The sequence below is a fragment of the Streptomyces sp. CB00316 genome, from assembly GCF_001905595.1.
GTDB lineage: Bacteria > Actinomycetota > Actinomycetes > Streptomycetales > Streptomycetaceae > Streptomyces.
In genome coordinates this window covers 520,753-534,296 of sequence record NZ_LIXI01000004.1, presented here as the reverse complement: position 1 = coordinate 534,296, position 13,544 = coordinate 520,753, and the positions used below count along the sequence as shown (strand labels likewise).

Annotated in this window: 16 protein-coding genes; 2 read left to right on the top strand and 14 right to left on the bottom strand. The window is 68.4% G+C overall.

What is annotated here, in order from left to right:
- Positions 1-37 precede the first annotated feature (37 nt).
- The 4 genes from glmM to AMK21_RS14045 form a co-directional block, all read right to left on the bottom strand.
- Positions 38-1,396: a phosphoglucosamine mutase gene (gene glmM, locus AMK21_RS14060; RefSeq protein ID WP_073877660.1), complete on the bottom strand. Its 1,359-nt coding sequence runs from the start codon at positions 1,394-1,396 to the stop codon at positions 38-40.
- A 264-nt stretch (positions 1,397-1,660) separates the two neighbouring features.
- Positions 1,661-2,197, bottom strand: coding sequence for a 30S ribosomal protein S9 (rpsI, locus tag AMK21_RS14055; RefSeq protein ID WP_073877658.1), 537 nt, complete (start codon positions 2,195-2,197; stop codon positions 1,661-1,663).
- Between the two features lie 44 nt (positions 2,198-2,241).
- Positions 2,242-2,685 (bottom strand): 50S ribosomal protein L13, encoded by a 444-nt coding sequence (gene rplM / locus AMK21_RS14050; RefSeq protein ID WP_003966932.1) that lies wholly within the window; start codon positions 2,683-2,685, stop codon positions 2,242-2,244.
- 375 nt (positions 2,686-3,060) lie between these two features.
- Positions 3,061-4,680, bottom strand: a complete 1,620-nt coding sequence (locus tag AMK21_RS14045) for an ABC-F family ATP-binding cassette domain-containing protein (RefSeq protein WP_073877655.1) — start codon at positions 4,678-4,680, stop codon at positions 3,061-3,063.
- A 90-nt stretch (positions 4,681-4,770) separates the two neighbouring features.
- On the opposite strand from AMK21_RS14045, the gene AMK21_RS14040 reads away from it, so the two are divergent.
- A complete protein-coding gene (locus AMK21_RS14040; RefSeq protein ID WP_073877653.1) occupies positions 4,771-5,631 on the top strand; it encodes a hypothetical protein in 861 nt (286 codons plus the stop codon).
- 57 nt (positions 5,632-5,688) lie between these two features.
- Complete coding sequence (locus AMK21_RS14035) at positions 5,689-6,024, top strand: hypothetical protein (protein ID WP_073877651.1); 336 nt, start codon at positions 5,689-5,691, stop codon at positions 6,022-6,024.
- 12 nt (positions 6,025-6,036) lie between these two features.
- On the opposite strand, the gene truA is transcribed toward AMK21_RS14035, so the two are convergent.
- The 10 genes from truA to secY all read right to left on the bottom strand — a co-directional run bounded on the left by truA (position 6,037) and on the right by secY (position 13,363).
- A complete protein-coding gene (gene truA / locus AMK21_RS14030) occupies positions 6,037-6,891 on the bottom strand; it encodes a tRNA pseudouridine(38-40) synthase TruA (protein ID WP_073877649.1) in 855 nt (284 codons plus the stop codon).
- Between the two features lie 87 nt (positions 6,892-6,978).
- Complete coding sequence (gene rplQ, locus AMK21_RS14025; RefSeq protein WP_073877647.1) at positions 6,979-7,485, bottom strand: 50S ribosomal protein L17; 507 nt, start codon at positions 7,483-7,485, stop codon at positions 6,979-6,981.
- Positions 7,486-7,577: 92 nt separating this feature from the next.
- Positions 7,578-8,600, bottom strand: a complete 1,023-nt coding sequence (locus AMK21_RS14020; protein ID WP_003966937.1) for a DNA-directed RNA polymerase subunit alpha — start codon at positions 8,598-8,600, stop codon at positions 7,578-7,580.
- Between the two features lie 139 nt (positions 8,601-8,739).
- On the bottom strand, positions 8,740-9,144 hold the full coding sequence (gene rpsK, locus AMK21_RS14015) for a 30S ribosomal protein S11 (protein ID WP_003956432.1): 405 nt from the start codon (positions 9,142-9,144) through the stop codon (positions 8,740-8,742).
- Between the two features lie 102 nt (positions 9,145-9,246).
- Positions 9,247-9,627 carry a 30S ribosomal protein S13 gene (gene rpsM / locus AMK21_RS14010; RefSeq protein WP_073877645.1) on the bottom strand — a complete coding sequence of 127 codons (381 nt, stop codon included), beginning with the start codon at positions 9,625-9,627 and terminating at the stop codon, positions 9,247-9,249.
- A 195-nt stretch (positions 9,628-9,822) separates the two neighbouring features.
- Positions 9,823-9,936 (bottom strand): 50S ribosomal protein L36, encoded by a 114-nt coding sequence (rpmJ, locus tag AMK21_RS14005; RefSeq protein ID WP_003956441.1) that lies wholly within the window; start codon positions 9,934-9,936, stop codon positions 9,823-9,825.
- Positions 9,937-9,996: 60 nt separating this feature from the next.
- A complete protein-coding gene (gene infA / locus AMK21_RS14000; protein WP_003956442.1) occupies positions 9,997-10,218 on the bottom strand; it encodes a translation initiation factor IF-1 in 222 nt (73 codons plus the stop codon).
- A gap of 198 nt (positions 10,219-10,416) precedes the next feature.
- Entirely contained in the window at positions 10,417-11,253 is an 837-nt protein-coding gene (gene map, locus AMK21_RS13995) for a type I methionyl aminopeptidase (RefSeq protein WP_073877642.1), read from the bottom strand.
- A 137-nt stretch (positions 11,254-11,390) separates the two neighbouring features.
- Complete coding sequence (locus AMK21_RS13990) at positions 11,391-12,050, bottom strand: adenylate kinase (RefSeq protein WP_073877639.1); 660 nt, start codon at positions 12,048-12,050, stop codon at positions 11,391-11,393.
- Positions 12,050-13,363 (bottom strand): preprotein translocase subunit SecY, encoded by a 1,314-nt coding sequence (gene secY, locus AMK21_RS13985; protein WP_073877637.1) that lies wholly within the window; start codon positions 13,361-13,363, stop codon positions 12,050-12,052. Before secY ends, AMK21_RS13990 begins: the two co-directional genes overlap by 1 nt.
- Between the last annotated feature and the right edge of the window lie 181 nt (positions 13,364-13,544).

Sequence of the window (13,544 nt, the reverse complement as noted above, 5' to 3'; positions counted from 1 at the left end):
CTCGCCGGGGGCTTCCGTACGTCGATGAAGCGGAGGCTCAGCCCAGCGCGGACTTCACCACGTCGGCCAGCCGGCCCGCGACCGCGCGCGCCTGCTCGATGTCGGCGGCCTCGACCATGACCCGTACCAGCGGCTCCGTGCCCGACTGGCGCAGCAGCACGCGGCCGGTGGAGCCGAGCTCTCGCTCCGCCTCGGTCACCGCGGCGGCCAGCTCGGAGGATGTGGTCACCCGGGACTTGTCGACGTCGGGAACGTTGATGAGCACCTGGGGCAGGCGCTGCATCACCCCGGCCAGCTCGGCGAGGCTGCGGCCGGTGGCGGCGACGCGGGCCGCCAGCATCAGGCCGGTCAGCGTGCCGTCGCCGGTCGTGGCGTGGTCCAGGACGATGACGTGGCCGGACTGCTCGCCACCGAGCGCGAAGCCCTCGGCCTTCATCGACTCCAGGACGTAGCGGTCGCCGACCGCCGTCTGGACGAGCTGGATGCCCTCGCGCTCCATGGCGATCTTGAAGCCGAGGTTGGACATCACGGTGCCGACGACGGTGTCCTTGCGCAGCTGCCCGGCCTCCCGCATGGCGAGGGCCAGGACGGCGAGGATCTGGTCGCCGTCGACCTCGTCGCCCGCCGCGTCCACGGCGAGGCAGCGGTCGGCGTCGCCGTCGTGGGCGATGCCGAGGTCGGCGCCGTGCTCGACGACGGCGGCGCGCAGCAGCTCCAGGTGGGTGGAGCCGCAGCCGTCGTTGATGTTCAGGCCGTCCGGCTCGGCGCCGATGGTGACGACCTCGGCCCCGGCCCGGGCGAACGCCTCGGGCGAGACCCGGGCGGCGGCGCCGTGCGCCTCGTCCAGGACGACCTTCAGCCCGTCGAGCCGGTTGGGGAGGACGCCGATGAGGTGGGCGACGTACCGGTCGAAGCCCTCGGTGTAGTCGGTGACCCGGCCGACGCCCGCACCGGTCGGGCGGGCCCACGGCTCACCGGTGCGGTGCTGCTCGTAGACCGTCTCGATCCGGTCCTCCAGCTCGTCGGCGAGCTTGTGGCCGCCGCGCGCGAAGAACTTGACGCCGTTGTCCGGCATGGCGTTGTGACTGGCGGAGAGCATCACGCCGATGTCGGCGCCGAGCGAGCCCGTGAGGTACGCCACGGCCGGCGTCGGCAGCACGCCGACGCGCAGGACGTCCACGCCCGCGCTGGCCAGACCGGCCACGACGGCGGCTTCCAGGAACTCTCCGGAGGCCCGGGGGTCGCGGCCCACCACGGCGGTCGGGCGATGGCCCGCGAAGGTGCCCGCCTCGGCTAGTACGTGCGCCGCCGCGACCGAGAGCCCGAGCGCGAGCTCGGCCGTCAGATCCGCGTTGGCGACACCGCGCACTCCGTCCGTACCGAAAAGTCGTCCCACTGGTGTCCTCCGAGGTGCTCAGAAACCACAAAAACCAAAGCAAAGCGAAACTAAACAACCACAACCACGAAAACAGCAAAACGGCCGGGCGCACGGGAAGGCACGGCACGGCGCGGCTCATGCGCAGGGGGTGCGAGAAGTGCGGTGAGTGCGGGCCGATGAGCGTCTCATGCCGTTATACGCCTGCGAGGCCCGATAAACGAACGCCCCAGCAGCACGGAGTGTGCCGCCGGGGCGTTCGTGTAATACAGACGAGCAGGCGATTTAGCGCTTGCTGTACTGCGGGGCCTTACGGGCCTTCTTGAGACCGGCCTTCTTGCGCTCGACCGCACGGTCGTCGCGGGAGAGGAAGCCGGCCTTCTTCAGCGTGGCGCGGTTGTTGTCCACGTCCGCCTCGTTCAGCGCGCGGGCGACGCCGAGGCGCAGGGCGCCGGCCTGACCGGAGACGCCGCCACCCGAGATGCGGGCGACAACGTCGTAGCGGCCGTCGAGCTCGAGCACCTTGAAGGGCTCGTTGACTTCCTGCTGGTGCACCTTGTTGGGGAAGTAGTCCTCAAGGGTGCGACCGTTGATCTTCCACTTGCCGGTGCCCGGAACGATCCGGACGCGGGCGATGGCGTTCTTGCGACGGCCCAGGCCGGCCGCGGGCTGCGGGTCGCCGAAGCGGCCCGCGAGCGACTCGGAGGTGTACTCACCCTCGACGGGGACCTCGGACTCGAAGGTGGTCACCTCGGCGAAGGTCTCCTCGCCCTCGGTGCCCTCCGTGTCGTCGGTGGTCGTCTCAACAGTGGTCTCGGCCACGATGCTCCTCAGATCTTTCTGTATGTCTTAGGGGGTGGCCGGAACTACTGCGCGACCTGGGTGATCTCGAACGGGACCGGCTGCTGAGCAGCGTGCGGGTGCTGGTCGCCCGCGTAGACCTTGAGCTTCGAGAGCATCTGACGGCCCAGGGTGTTCTTGGGGATCATGCCCTTGATGGCCTTCTCGACGGCCTTCTCGGGGTTCTTCGCGAGAAGCTCGTCGTAACGCACCGAACGGAGACCGCCCGGGAAGCCCGAGTGGCGGTACGCCATCTTCTGGGTCTTCTTGTTGCCGGACAGGTGAACCTTGTCGGCGTTGATGATGATGACGAAGTCGCCCATGTCCATGTGGGGGGCGTAGATCGCCTTGTGCTTACCTCGGAGGAGGTTCGCAGCCGTGGTGGCCAGACGGCCCAGGACGATGTCCTGAGCGTCGATGATGTGCCACTGGCGCGTCACATCTCCGGGCTTGGGGCTGTACGTACGCACTTCGTAGCCTTCGCTTCTTCAGTGGATGAGGTCCAGACAACACATGGCACCCCTGAAGCGATCATGCAGCTGGGGCTCACACTGCCGGGACACCGCCCGTATGCGAGCCACTGGTAACTGCTCCAGAGAACCTACGCAAGGGCTCCTCGTACGAAAACGACGAAGCCGATACGCATAACAAACCTCGACACTACCCGCCTGGCCCCGGACGGGTCAAAACAGTCCTGCGACATCAGCCCCGCCGGCGCCTGAGGCGACCTTTTCAGCCCCGCCGGCGTCCAAGGCGCGGGGGCCCGGGCGGCAGCGCCCCCGCAACGGTGCCGCACGGCCCCCCGCACAGCACCCACCCCCTCACCACGCCGCCGACCGCCCAGGTCACCGCGCCCGCTGCACCCGCCGCTCATCCCACACAGGCTCCGCCGTCTCCCGTACGACCCCGTCCGAGCCGAAGACCAGATACCGGTCGAAGGACTTGGCGAACCACCGGTCGTGCGTCACGGCCATCACCGTGCCGTCGTACACCTCCAGCCCGTCCTGCAGCGCCTCCGCCGACTCAAGGTCCAGGTTGTCCGTCGGCTCGTCCAGCAGCAGCGCGGTGGTGCCCGCCAACTCCAGCAGCAGGATCTGGAACCGCGCCTGCTGCCCGCCGGACAGCCGCTCGAACGCCTGGTCCCCCTGCCGCTCCAGCTCGTACCGCCGCAGCACCGACATCGCCCCGCCCCGGTCCTTGGCATGCTCGGACCAGAGGATCTCCACCAGGGTCTTCCCCAGCAGCTCCGGGTGCGCGTGGGTCTGCGCGAAGTGGCCCGGCACGACCCGCGCCCCCAGCTTCCACTCCCCCGTGTGCGCCACCGGCTCCCCCGCCAGCAGCCGCAGGAAGTGCGACTTGCCCGACCCGTTGGAGCCGAGGACGGCCACCCGCTCCCCGTAATAGATCTCCAGGTCGAACGGCTTCATCAGCCCGGTCAGCTCCAGCCCCTTGCAGGTCACCGCCCGCACCCCGGTCCGCCCGCCGCGCAGCCGCATCCGGATGTCCTGCTCGCGCGGCGGCTCCGGCGGCGGGCCGGCCTCCTCGAACTTCTTGAAGCGGGTCTGCATCGCGTGGTAGCGGTTGGCCATGTCGGGGCTGTTCGCCGCCTGCTGCCGCATCCGCAGGACGAGCGCCTTCAACCGGGCGTGCTCCTCCTGCCAGCGCCGCAGCAGCTCCTCGAAGCGCGCGAACCGTTCCTTGCGCGCGTCGTGGTACGTGGCGAAGCCGCCGCCGTGCACCCAGACGTCGCTGCCCGCCGCGCTCGGCTCGACACTGACGATCTTTTCGGCGGCCCGGGACAGCAGCTCCCGGTCGTGGGAGACGAAGAGGACCGTCTTACGGGTCTCCTTGAGCTTCTCCTCCAGCCACCGCTTGCCGGGGACGTCCAGGTAGTTGTCCGGCTCGTCCAGGAGCAGCACCTCGTCCGGCCCGCGCAGCAGCGCCTCCAGGACCAGCCGCTTCTGCTCACCACCACTGAGCGTGCGCACCTCGCGCCACTGCGCCTTCTCGTACGCGACGCCCAGTGCGGCCATCGTGCACATGTCCCAGACCGTCTCGGCCTCGTACCCGCGCGCCTCGGCCCAGTCGCTGAGCGCCTGCGCGTACGCCATCTGCGCGGCCTCGTCGTCGACGGTGAGGATCTTCTCCTCGGCCACGTCCACGGCCTTCGCCGCTTCCCGGATGCGCGGCTGGGAGACGGAGACCAGGAGGTCCCGTACGGTCCGCTCGTCCCGCACCGACCCCACGAACTGCGGCATCACGCCGAGCCCGCCGCTCACCGAGACCGTGCCGCCGTGCGGCTGGAGCTCACCGGCCAGGAGCCGCAGCAAGGTCGTCTTGCCCGCCCCGTTGGCCCCGACGAGGGCGACGACGGCTCCGTCGGCCACCCGGAAAGAGGCGTCGCCGAGCAGCACCCGCCCGTCCGGTAGGTAGTACTCCAGGTGGCCCGCTTCAAGATGTCCCATACAGAGCATTGTCACGGGCGGCGAAGCGATGGCCCAACCGGTTTAGCGCCGCCGGTCCGGCCGTCCGGGGGAACGCTCTAGGATTCGCGCATGAGTTCATGGCAAGGGGGGCCCTCCTGGGGGCCGGGGGACAACGGGACTCCGGGGAGCAGCGGAACTCCGGACTGGGCGGCGCTCGCCGATGAGTCCGCCGCGCGGGCCCGGCGCAAGCGGTGGCTGATGATCGGCGGCGGGGTGCTGGCCACCGCCGTGGTCGGGGCGATCGTGGCGACCGCCGTGGTCACCACGGGCGGCAAGAGCGACCCGGCAGGCAGCGCGAGCGAACTGCCCGCCCCGGCCGAGCTCCCCGAGGACACCTCGGCGCCCGCGCCCTCCTTCTCCTCGGTGGCACCGCCGCCCCCGCCGGACCCGAAGGAGTACATATCCAGCGCCGCCAAGGACAAGGCCCCGATCACCGTCGACGGCTTCTTCCCCGGCAAGAAGCTCGCCATGGGTGACCGCGTCCACCTCAAGGGCGCCACCAACCGCACCACCGCCTGCGCGACCGGCACCCAGGGCGCCCTCGGCACGGTCCTCACGAAGAACGGCTGCGAGCAGCTCATCCGCGCGACGTACCGCAAGGACGGGGTGGCCGTCACCGTCGGCATCGCGGTCTTCGACACCGAGGCCCGCGCGCAGAGGACGGTCGACGAGGCCTCGGGCGGCCTTGCCTCCCTCAGCGGCGCGGGCGTGCCCACCTTCTGCCGCGGCGGTACGGTCTGCCGCCGCACGACCAACTCCTACGGCCGGTACGCCTACTTCACCGTCGGCGGCTTCACCGACGGCACCCGCGTCACCACCCAGGACAGAGACGTCTTCGCGGTCGGCGACGACCTGACGAACTTCGTCTTCCGCCAGATCCGCCACCGCGGCCAGGTCCAGGCTTCGCAGGCGGCGCAGGCCGGGCAGTAGAGGCCTCCCCCTGGGGGGGTGCGCGTCACGCAGAACTGAACATGTTCAATAAGGGTCATGAGCACCCTTGGCCCACGCAGCAGGACCCGCCTGGTCGCCGTCGGCTACGTCGGCCTGGTCACCCTCGCCGCCCTGGCCTACGAGATCGCCGGACAGCCGGAGGCCGGCCAGGCGGCGATGACCCTGGCCGCCTGGCCGGGCGACATCGTCCTGCTGGTCATGATCTACCCACTGGCCTTGTTGCCCGGCGACGACCCGCTCCTGGGGGAGACCGGGTTCAGCCTCCTCGCCCCGCTGCTCCACGGGGCCGGGGCTCTGGTCAACGTCCTGATCGTGTGGGGTGTCATCGCCTTCGCCCGCCACTTCAAGGCCGAGTACAGCCGTAGCCGTTGAGGGCGCGCGGCCTCAGCAGCACCCCGCCCCCGGCAACGTCCGCACGTTCCGGGCCTCTTCGGCTCGGGCCGCCAGCAACTCGTCCGCCGGGTACGCCACTTCCTCCAGCGTCAGACCGTGCGGCCGCACCACATGCACCCCGGGGTCGCGCACCTTCGCCGCGAGCACCTCGGCGGGCCAGGCGGCCGGACGCCGCCCGTCTCCGACGAACAGCGCCGCCCCGATCAGCGCCCGCACCATGTTGTGGCAGAACGCGTCGGCCTGCACGGTAGCGGTGAGGACGCCCGAGTCCGGATCCCGTACCCAACTCAGCTTCTGGAGCGTACGGATGGTGGTGGCGCCCTCGCGCTTCTTGCAGTACGCGGCGAAGTCGTGCTCGCCCACCATCAGCGCGGCCGCCTCGTTCATCGCGTCCACATCCAACGGCCGGTCGTGCCACAGCACATGGCCGCGCGTCAGCGGGTCCACCCCTCCGGGCCGGTCACCGACCCGGTAGGCGTAACGCCTCCAGAGCGCGGAGAAGCGGGCGTTGAACCCGGCCGGGGCGCCAGCCGCGCGCCAGATCCGTACATCCAGCGGCAGCCGCCCCGCCAGCCGCCGCAGCAGCTTCTCCTCGTGCTCCGCCCACACCGCCTCCGGCAGGTCCACATGCGCCACCTGCCCCCGCGCGTGCACGCCCGCGTCCGTGCGGCCCGCCACCGTCAGGTCGTACGTCACGGCCGACCGGGTCACGGTCCGCAGCGCGTCCTCGATCTCGCCCTGCACCGTGCGCCGGCTGGTCTGCTTCGCCCAGCCGGAGAAGTCCTTGCCGTCGTACGACAGGTCCAGCCGCACCCGTACGAAACCGGGCTCCGCCTCGTCACTCACCCGTATCTCCTTGTCCCCTCTGGTCAGCAGAACGGGCCCGCACCGCCCCGAAGGGTGATGCGGGCCCGTCCAGTGGTCTCAGAACGCTCAGGCGTCCTTGGACTCCTCGTCGGCCTTCTCGACCGGCTTGGCGTCCTCGGTGGACTCGGCCGCGGGGGCCTCGTCCTTGGCGGCGTCTTCCTTGACCGCGCGCTTCGTCGCGGCCTCGGCCTCACCGGTGGCCTGCTGGGCCACGGTCAGCGCCTCGACCAGCTCGATGACCGCCATCGGGGCGTTGTCGCCGCGACGGTTGCCGATCTTGGTGATACGGGTGTAACCACCGGGGCGGTTCTCGTACCGGGGAGCGATCTCGGTGAAGAGCGTGTGGACGATGCTCTTGTCCGTGATCGTCTGGAGCACCAGGCGACGGTTGTGGATGTCGCCCTTCTTCGCCTTGGTGACGAGGCGCTCGGCGACCGGACGCAGGCGGCGGGCCTTGGCCTCGGTCGTCGTGATGCGGCCGTGCTCGAACAGCGACTTCGCCAGGTTGGCGAGGAGCAGACGCTCGTGCGCGGCGCTGCCGCCCAGACGGGCACCCTTTGCGGGACGCGGCATGGTGATTCTCCTTGTGTGCTGCACCGGCCGTATCAGGTACCGGAGTCAGTTCCCGTGAAGCGGACGCCTCACGGAAGTCGTGCGGGTGGTGCTCAGTACTGCTCGGTCTCCACGAAACCGGCGTCCGCGTCGTCGTCGGCGCCGAAGGCGTCGGCGGCGGCGGTCGGGTCGAAGCCGGGGGGCGAGTCCTTCAGCGCGAGGCCCATACCGGCCAGCTTCGCCTTGACCTCGTCGATCGACTTCGCACCGAAGTTGCGGATGTCGAGCAGGTCCGCCTCGGAACGGGCCACGAGCTCACCCACGGAGTGGATGCCCTCGCGCTTGAGGCAGTTGTACGAACGGACCGTGAGCTCCAGCTCCTCGATCGGCAGAGCCAGATCGGCGGCGAGAGCGGCGTCCGTCGGGGACGGGCCCATGTCGATGCCCTCGGCGTCGATGTTGAGCTCGCGCGCCAGGCCGAACAGCTCGACCAGGGTCTTACCGGCCGACGCCATGGCGTCACGGGGACGCATGGCCTGCTTGGTCTCGACGTCGACGATCAGCTTGTCGAAGTCGGTGCGCTGCTCGACACGGGTCGCCTCGACCTTGTACGTGACCTTGAGCACCGGCGAGTAGATGGAGTCGACCGGGATCCGGCCGATCTCCTGGCCGACCTGCTTGTTCTGGACGGCGGAGACGTAGCCGCGACCGCGCTCGACGGTCAGCTCCATCTCCAGCTTGCCCTTGCCGTTGAGCGTGGCGAGAACGAGGTCGGGGTTGTGCACCTCGACACCGGCCGGGGGCGCGATGTCGGCGGCGGTGACCAGACCCGGGCCCTGCTTGCGCAGGTACATCACGACGGGCTCGTCGTGCTCCGAGGAGACGACCAGCTGCTTGATGTTGAGGATGAGGTCGGTGACGTCCTCCTTGACGCCCGGCACGGTGGTGAACTCGTGCAGGACCCCGTCGATCCGGATGCTGGTGACAGCGGCACCGGGGATCGAGGAGAGGAGGGTACGGCGCAGGGAGTTGCCGAGGGTGTAGCCGAAGCCCGGCTCCAGCGGCTCGATCACGAACCGGGAGCGGAATTCGTCGACGACCTCTTCGGTCAGCGACGGACGCTGAGCGATAAGCATGGGGAGAGTCCTTCAGTCGTGGGCACCCACTATTTGATGCCCGACAGATGCAACAAGGGTACGGGCGGTACGCCCCGAATGAGGCGTACCGCCCGGACCCGGACGCTACTGACGCACGGCCGTCACCGGCCGCGACGGATCAGACGCGGCGACGCTTCGGCGGACGGCAGCCGTTGTGCGGCGTCGGGGTGACGTCCTGGATCGAACCGACCTCGAGGCCGGTGGCCTGGAGGGAGCGGATCGCGGTCTCACGGCCGGAGCCGGGACCCTTGACGAAGACGTCGACCTTGCGCATGCCGTGCTCCTGCGCGCGGCGGGCGGCCGACTCGGCGGCCATCTGCGCGGCGAAGGGAGTGGACTTGCGCGAGCCCTTGAAGCCGACGTGGCCGGCGGAGGCCCAGGAGATCACGTTGCCCGAGGGATCCGTGATCGAGACGATGGTGTTGTTGAACGTGCTCTTGATGTGCGCGTGGCCATGAGCGACGTTCTTCTTTTCCTTGCGACGCACCTTCTTGGCTGCGCCCTGACGACCCTTGGGGGGCATGTCTTGACTCCAGATGGAGAGGGGAGGTGATCGGTCCTACAGCGAAGACCGCTGGTTGCTGCGACGCTCCGGAACCGGATGACGCAGTGCGTCCGCTGAGGACTACTTCTTGCCCGGCTTCTTCTTACCGGCGATGGCGCGACGCGGGCCCTTGCGGGTACGCGCGTTCGTGCTGGTGCGCTGACCGTGCACCGGCAGACCACGGCGGTGACGAATGCCCTGGTAGCAGCCGATCTCGATCTTGCGGCGGATGTCGCCCTGGACCTCACGGCGGAGGTCACCTTCGGTGCGGAGGTTGGCGTCCACGTACTCGCGGATCTTGACCAGGTCCTCTTCGGCCAGGTCACGAACGCGGCTGTTGGGGTTCACGCCGGTGCTGGCGAGGATCTCCTTGGACCGGGTGCGCCCGATACCGAAGACGTAGGTGAGGGCAACCTCCACGCGCTTTTCGCGCGGGATGTCAACACCTGAAACGCGTGCCATTCAATGGCTCCAGTTGTTATGTCGGGGGTCTTCCGCAGTACCACTCCCGACCGCCGACCCCTCGCTGGGAAGGGTGGTACGTCCGGGTCTCCGGCCCCCGCCGGAGGTGTCGTCAGCCGTGGCTTGGACGGGCTCTGCGTATGTACGTGCTTACGTGCGTCGCGCGAAGAACTGCGAGATGCAGGCGGTCGTGCGTCAGCCCTGGCGCTGCTTGTGGCGCAGGTTGTCGCAGATGACCATGACCCGACCGTGACGGCGGATCACCTTGCACTTGTCGCAGATCTTCTTGACGCTCGGCTTGACCTTCATGGGATGTCAGGTTCTCCGGGTCAGTGCCATCACCGCGCCGAAACGGGGTGCGGGCAAGATCTACTTGTAGCGGTAGACGATCCGGCCACGTGTCAGGTCGTACGGAGAGAGCTCCACCACGACCCGGTCATCCGGGAGGATGCGAATGTAGTGCATCCGCATCTTGCCGCTGATGTGCGCCAGGACCTTGTGACCGTTCTGGAGCTCCACCTTGAACATTGCGTTCGGGAGGGACTCGATCACGGTGCCCTCAATCTCGATGGCACCTTGCTTCTTGGCCACGCTTCGCCTTTCGAATCGGCTACCTTGATCGGCTCTCGCGATCCCATGCCTTACGTGCGGACACACGGATGCACCAGAGCCGACGAGTTAGTCTACGTCAGCGGACTCCAAAAGACGAATCCGTCAAGTTTGCCCACTGCCGGTGATCCTTAGACCTGCCGGAGGGGTTGCATCGGGCGGGAGGCCCGGCGCCGTGCGTCAGGCCAGGGGGTCCGGTGCCGCTTCGATCCCGTACTCCGCGAGCTTCGCCCTGCCGCAGTCCGGAGCGGTCAGGACCAGCGGCCCCTGCTCCGTCAGGGCGATGGAGTGCTCCCAGTGCGAGGACCAGGTGCCGTCCGTCGTGATGACCGTCCAGTCGTCGGCGAGGGTCTCCGTACGGGCCGTGCCGAGCGAGACCATGGGCTCGATCGCCAGGCAGACGCCCGGGACCAGCTTGATGCCCTTGCCGCGCTTACGGGAGACGTAGTTCAGCAGGTGCGGGTCCATGTGCATCTCGGTGCCGATGCCGTGGCCGCCGAAGTCCTCGATGATCCCGTACTTGCCGGTGGCCGGGCGGGGCTGGCGGCGGATGTAGGACTCGATCGCCTTGGAGATGTCGACGAGGCGGTTGTTCACCTTCATCGCGGCGATCCCGGCCCACATCGACTCCTCCGTCACCCGGGACAGCTCGACCAGCTCCGGAGAGTGACCGGTGCCCACGAAGGCGGTGTACGCGGCGTCGCCGTGCCAGCCGTCCACGATGGCGCCGGCGTCGATCGAGATGATGTCGCCGTCCTTGAGGACCGTCTTCTCGTCCGGGATGCCGTGGACGACGACCTCGTTGACCGAGGTGCAGATGGTCGCGGGGAACCCGCCGTACCCGAGGAAGTTCGACTTCGCCCCGTGGTCGGCGATCACCTTGCGGGCGACCTGGTCCAGGTCCTTCGTGGTGGCGCCGGGTACGGCCGCCTCACGGGTGGCCGCGTGAATGGCAGCGACCACCAGCCCCGCCTCGCGCATCTTCGCGATCTGCTCGGGGGTCTTGATCTGCACCATTGGTCGGCGCCTCTCTGCATCTACGGGTGACGGGTGACGGGCCCGCTGCGGTCCCCTCAACGATACGGGCGCAAACAGTCGGCCGCGGCGCCCTGGGGCGCCGCGGCCGACTGCACAGCGGTGGTACGGGGTGGGGCTCAGCCCTCGTCGGACTGCTTCAGCGCCTCCATGGCACGCGCGGTCACGTCCGCGACCTCGCCGAGCGCCGAGATGGTCACCACCAGGCCCTGGGCCCGGTAGTAGTCGATGATCGGCTCGGTCTGCGTGTGGTAGACCTCAAGCCGGGTACGGACCGTCTCTTCGCTGTCGTCGTGCCGCTGGTACAGCTCGCCGCCGCAGACGTCGCAGACGCCCTCGGCCGTCGGCGGGCTGTACGAGAGGTGGAACACGTGCGCACTGTCCCTGCGGCAGACACGGCGACCCGCGATCCGCTTCACGACCTCGTCCTCGGGGACCTCGAGATCGAGAACCGCGTCCAGCTTCACGCCCTCGTCCTTGAGCATCACGTCAAGGGCTTCGGCCTGGCCCACGTTCCGCGGGAAGCCGTCCAGCAGGAAGCCGCTCACGGCGTCCGACTGGGCCATGCGGTCCTTGGCCATCCCGATGGTGACTTCGTCCGGCACCAGCTGTCCCGCGTCGATGTAGGCGCGGGCCTGCTTGCCAAGGTCGGTGCCCTGGCTCATGTTGGCGCGGAAGAGATCACCCGTGGAGATGTGCGGAATCGACAGGTTCTCGGCAAGGTACGCAGCCTGCGTTCCCTTGCCGGCACCCGGAGGCCCGACGAGGACGATTCGCATCAGCGGAGGAACCCTTCGTAATTGCGCTGCTGGAGCTGACTCTCGATCTGCTTCACGGTTTCCAGACCCACACCCACGATGATGAGGATGCTCGTCCCGCCGAAGGGGAAGTTCTGGTTCGCACCGCCGAAGCCTGCCAACGCCATCGTCGGCACAAGAGCGATCAGGCCCAGGTACAGCGAGCCCGGCCAAGTGATCCTGTTGAGCACGTAGCTCAGGTACTCGGCAGTAGGTCGACCTGCCCGGATGCCCGGGATGAAGCCACCATACTTCTTCATGTTGTCGGCGACTTCGTCGGGGTTGAACGAAATGGCGACGTAGAAGAAGGCGAAGAACACGATGAGTACGAAGTACACCGCGATGTAGTACGGGTGGTCACCCGTCACGAAGTGGTCCTGGATCCAGGTGGCCCAGCCTGCGGTGGATCCGGAGAACTGGACGATCAGGGACGGGATGAAGAGCAGCGAGGAGGCGAAGATGACGGGAATCACACCCGCCTGGTTCACCTTGAGCGGGATGTACGTGGACGTACCGCCGTAGGAACGGCGTCCGATCATGCGCTTCGCGTACTGCACCGGGATGCGGCGCTGCGCCTGCTCGACGAAGACGACGAGGGCGACCATCACGAAGCCGATGAGGATGACCGTGCCGAACTCGATCCAGCCGTCGGCCAGCTTGCCGCTCTCCTTGATGGCCCACAGGGCGCCGGGGAACGTGGCTGCGATCGAGATGAACATGAGGATCGACATGCCGTTGCCGATGCCCTTGTCGGTGATGAGCTCGCCGAGCCACATGACGGCGGCCGTACCGGCGGTCATGGTGATGACCATCACCAGGGTCGTGAAGATCGACTTGTCGGCGACGATCTGGTCACCCACGGTGCAGTTCTGGAACAGCGCCCCGCTCCGGGCGGTGGCGACGAGGCCGGTGCCCTGGAGGATGGCGAGCGCGACGGTCAGATAACGCGTGTACTGCGTGATCTTGGCCGTGCCGGACTGCCCCTCCTTCTTCAGGGCTTCCAGCCGCGGGATCACCACGGTCAGCAGCTGGAGAATGATGCTGGCCGTGATGTACGGCATGATGCCGAGCGCGAAGATGGTGATCTGCAGCAGGGCGCCACCGCTGAACATCTGCATCAGACCGAGCAGACCACCCGAATCGGACTGGTCGATGCACTGCTGCACCTTCGCGTAGTCGACTCCGGGTGCCGGGACATGGGCCCCGAGCCGGTAGATCACGATGATGCCGAGCGTGAAGAGCAGCTTCTTGCGCAGGTCGGGCGTCTTGAACGCTCGGGCGAACGCGGTGAACACGGTGCCTCCTGCGACCCCCGCGCTATGCGTCAGAGGCGACGGGTCTGGATGGGTCTGGATGGGTTCGGATACAGGGCAGCCCTACATCGTAAGGAGGCCACAAAAGATTAACGGCGCCACCCTACCCGGCCCGGGACTGAGCAGGAAACACGCACTGCACACCGGTGCAACGCCCGCTCCC

Coding starts and splice junctions, on each gene's coding strand:
- AMK21_RS14040 (WP_073877653.1), top strand. CDS start 4,771: ATGAGTTCATGGCAAGGGGGGCCCTCCTGGGGGCCGGGGGACAACGGG.
- AMK21_RS13990 (WP_073877639.1), bottom strand. CDS start 12,050: ATGCGAATCGTCCTCGTCGGGCCTCCGGGTGCCGGCAAGGGAACGCAG.
- AMK21_RS14020 (WP_003966937.1), bottom strand. CDS start 8,600: ATGCTTATCGCTCAGCGTCCGTCGCTGACCGAAGAGGTCGTCGACGAA.
- rplQ (WP_073877647.1), bottom strand. CDS start 7,485: ATGCCGCGTCCCGCAAAGGGTGCCCGTCTGGGCGGCAGCGCCGCGCAC.
- rpmJ (WP_003956441.1), bottom strand. CDS start 9,936: ATGAAGGTCAAGCCGAGCGTCAAGAAGATCTGCGACAAGTGCAAGGTG.
- AMK21_RS14045 (WP_073877655.1), bottom strand. CDS start 4,680: ATGGGACATCTTGAAGCGGGCCACCTGGAGTACTACCTACCGGACGGG.
- rpsM (WP_073877645.1), bottom strand. CDS start 9,627: ATGGCACGCGTTTCAGGTGTTGACATCCCGCGCGAAAAGCGCGTGGAG.
- AMK21_RS14035 (WP_073877651.1), top strand. CDS start 5,689: ATGAGCACCCTTGGCCCACGCAGCAGGACCCGCCTGGTCGCCGTCGGC.
- rpsK (WP_003956432.1), bottom strand. CDS start 9,144: ATGCCCCCCAAGGGTCGTCAGGGCGCAGCCAAGAAGGTGCGTCGCAAG.
- map (WP_073877642.1), bottom strand. CDS start 11,253: ATGGTGCAGATCAAGACCCCCGAGCAGATCGCGAAGATGCGCGAGGCG.